This window comes from Hymenobacter agri (assembly GCF_054778495.1).
Window position 1 is genome coordinate 1 of the sequence record NZ_BAAGZM010000463.1, and the last position, 3,516, is coordinate 3,516.

Annotated in this window: 1 protein-coding gene; it reads right to left on the reverse strand. The window is 61.0% G+C overall.

Annotation, left to right across the window (positions count from 1 at the left end; all coding sequences use genetic code 11):
• A partial coding sequence (locus ACYVDE_RS17690; RefSeq protein WP_460502876.1) for a beta strand repeat-containing protein occupies nucleotides 1–2,670 on the reverse strand: 2,670 nt, incomplete at its 3' end.
• Between the last annotated feature and the right edge of the window lie 846 nt (nucleotides 2,671–3,516).

The window sequence follows — 3,516 nt, forward strand, 5'->3', positions numbered from 1 at the left end:
CGCCGCCAGCGCCGCGATGGCCGGAAAGGTCACGGTCGTGATGCCGCCCGTGGTGCTCACTACCCCGCCGCCGGTGGCATACACGTTGGTCGCGCCGCTGGGCAGCGTCACGGTCTGCACCACGTTGGTGTTCACGCCGGTGCCGGCGTTGCTGGTCGTCACGTTGAAGGTCACTTCGCTGCCCGCCGTAGCCATGGTGGGGCCGCTAAGGGCGGTAGCCACGTCCGAGGTAACGCTCGGGGCCACTGAAACCGAGGCTTGGTTGTTGCTCACCTGGCCCGCCTCGTTCGAAGTAGTGCTCACCGAAGCAGTAGCCACCACCGTACCGGTAGCCGGCTGGGTGTAGCTGATGGTGAGGCTGGTGGCCGAAGCGCCCGCCGCCAGCGTACCGATGTTGTAGGTCACTACGCCCGTCGTGGCATCATAGGTGCCGCCGCTGGTCGTCACATTGGTGAGGCCCACCGGCAGCTGCACCTGGCCCACTACGCTCGCCGCCAAGGCATTACCGAGCACGTTGTTGAAGCCCGCTGTCAGCGTCACCGTCGAGCCGCTGGCGATGGAAGTAGCGCTGGTGCTCAGGGTAGTAGCCGCGTTGGCTACGCCCACTACGGTCAGGGTTTGCGCGGCCGCGTTGGGGGCCGCGTTGGCCCCTTCGTTGGCCCCGGTCGTCACGTTGCTGGCGATGCTGGCGCTGGTAGTGGCCGTGGTCGGTGCCGTGAAAGTAAACGTAAAGACATCGCTGCGTCCGGGCAGTAGCGTCGTGGCCGTGGGGAAGGTCAGCGTATTGGCACCCGCGCTGTACACGGTGCCCGGGTAGGCCGTCGTGATAGCCGCTAGCTGGTCGGTGGTAAACGTCGCGCCGCTGGGCAGCGTCACCACCTGGGTCACCAGGCTGGCGTTGCTGGTGCCGTTGTTGGTGAAAATAGCCGTGAACGTGCCCGTGGGCTGGCCCGCATTCAGAGTGGTCGGACCGGTGATGGTCGTCGTCACGTCGGCCGGGCAGCTGGCACCGGCCACGCTGTTGGTGATGCTGGCGCTGACGTTGGTGTTCACTACGCCGGTAGCTCCCGGAGCCGACCCATAGGCTACGCCCGCCGGGATGGCCACGGTCTTGGAAAGCCCATTAGCCCCTGCCGCTGCCGTCGCACTGGCTGCCGAGCCAGTGGTCAGGATAATACCGCCGCCGCCGCCGCCGCCCGGACCGTGCTCCGTCACGGTGCCGCCCTGCGTGTTGCTGCCTCCCTCGCCGCCGTTAGCCGTGAGGGTTAAGGAGGAAATATTGGTGGCCGTAGTAGCCGTTACCAGAATGGCCCCGCCGGCCCCGCCGCCGCCGCTGCCGTCATTGGCTACTTTAGTAGCATTGGCGGTAGTAGCAGACGGAGCACCTGCGCCATTGGCCGTGATAGTGCCGCCCGCGCTGTTGATGGTTGCCGTGCGCAGTATCACGATGCCGCCCCCGGCCCCGCCGCTGCTGTAGATGCCCGTGCGGTTTGCATCGTTGGTGCCGTTATTGGTAGAACCCGAGCCGCCGCCGCCGCCCAGTACTATCCGGCTGGGGCTTGCCACGGCAAAAGCCGCGCCGGGCTCCCCGCCGATGGCCAGGTTGTTGGTCCAAGAATTGCCGCCCCGCCCGCCGGTACCGCCGTTGGCGCCGCCGCCGCCGCCACTGTTGCGGTTATTTATCTGCGGCGAACCATCGGTAGCGTTCGTATTTGATGGCGAACCGTCGGTGCCGCCCCCGCCGGCGTCGGCAGGGCCCCCGCGGGCGTTGTCACCCCCAGGGTAGCCATCATTGAGTCCGTTAGGCAGGCCGTTGTAGCTAGTGCGGGTATCAAGCAAGGTGCCGTTGTTGTTCACGTAGCGGGGCGTGCCCGCCGTGCCTTCGCCTTTTGTGCCGTTGGAGCCGGGCACTTCGGTGTCGATACCGCCGATGGTCGAGCCCGCGCCGGAGGCATCCGCCCCGGAGCTGGTGGTGCTGCCGGGGGTGCGGTAATCGTTAACGAAGTAAGCGTTCCGGCTGCCATCCCCAAACAAGCGCCGGCCGCCGCCGCCCCGAAAGCCCGCTGCCGTGGCACTAAGTGTGAAGCCGGCCAGATTGGTTTGGTTGGCTACGTCCAGTACCAGCAGGCCGCCCGAGCTGCCGTTCCAAGGTGTGGCGTTCACGTTGGTGGCCAGCGTGAGGCTGCTGTACTGCGGCACGCGCACCACCTGAAAGCTGCGCTGCCCATTGCTGCTCGTCGCCACCGCGCTCACGTAGCCGTTGGTCAGGCCCGTGGCCAGGGTCAGAGTGCCGCCGCTCAGGGGCACGGCACTGGCAGCCGTAACGTATTCATACGTACCCGCCGTGTAGCCCGTGCTGCTAATGGTGCCGTAGCTGCTAGTGTTGGAAACGTCGATAGTAGCGCCCTGCATCTGAATGACCAGCAGTAGGTCGCCGACCGCAATGGGCGTCGTAGCCCCCGTGGCCATACCCAGGCTGATAGACGTAGCGCCGGCATTTACCGTCTGCGCCCCGTTGCTGGGATAGTAGGTATTGGGGCTGGCCGATGTGGTCAGCGTCACCCGGCCATCACGGCCGGGATTGGCGCACTGCTGGGCCTGAGCCTTTAGGGTGGCACCGGTGAGTGCCACCAGGAGCAGTGCCCAACGAGGAAGTAGAAATGTTGTCATTTTATGCATTAGACAAGTATTTAGGTAGGTCGTTAAATACCAGGCGATTCAATAGAACGAATGGTTTTGCTTAGATTGAAAAAAATGAAAGTATTTGTTTTGTGCAAAATTACTATCCGCCTCAACGCGCATAGTCGTTTTCGCCAAACAACGATTTTGGATTGGCGAATGAGTTAAAAAACCCCGCGGAAGATTGTTTTTTGCGCCTATCGGCGTTTTATTCATGCTGCACCATTAAAGTAATGCATGATTTTTTTGTAATGCAATGCCATTGTTTTTTATCAAATAAATACAAAATCGCATCTATCATCTGAGGTATTGCGACTTTGCAGTAAGGCTGTATAAAACGGCATTTAATAGAGCAGTTGCAGACCCTGCGTTTGCCCTGTTAAATGCCGCTGTATAGTGGTTGTGATAAATTGAAAAATGCAACGCCGCATCACCCTGCTTAACCCCGCATGACTGCCGCGTTGCGGCACAATACTGCTAATATCAACTTGCAGATTATCAGTCAATAATATTTAGGTAGAATTTCTCAAATGCGTATATTTTGGTCAATTCATTGAAAACAGGTGTGGTATTCAGTGTCTTTGGATTTGCGAGAGCCAATTGCCTGGCAGGAGCAAAGTGGACGAGCAGATTGTAAGCAGAACTGCCCTGAAAGTGGCAAAACACACTTTTTAGCTACTGTCCACACACCTTAGCGCCTTACGTGGAAAGTCATTTCTACCGGCTCGGCGGTTTGCACGGGGCTGGGGCCGCTGCGGCCCCGTTGCCAGGCTACAACCGTGATGGCCAGCGGCAGCTTGCTGCGCGGCGGGATGGTCGTGAGGCGCAGCGCGTTGC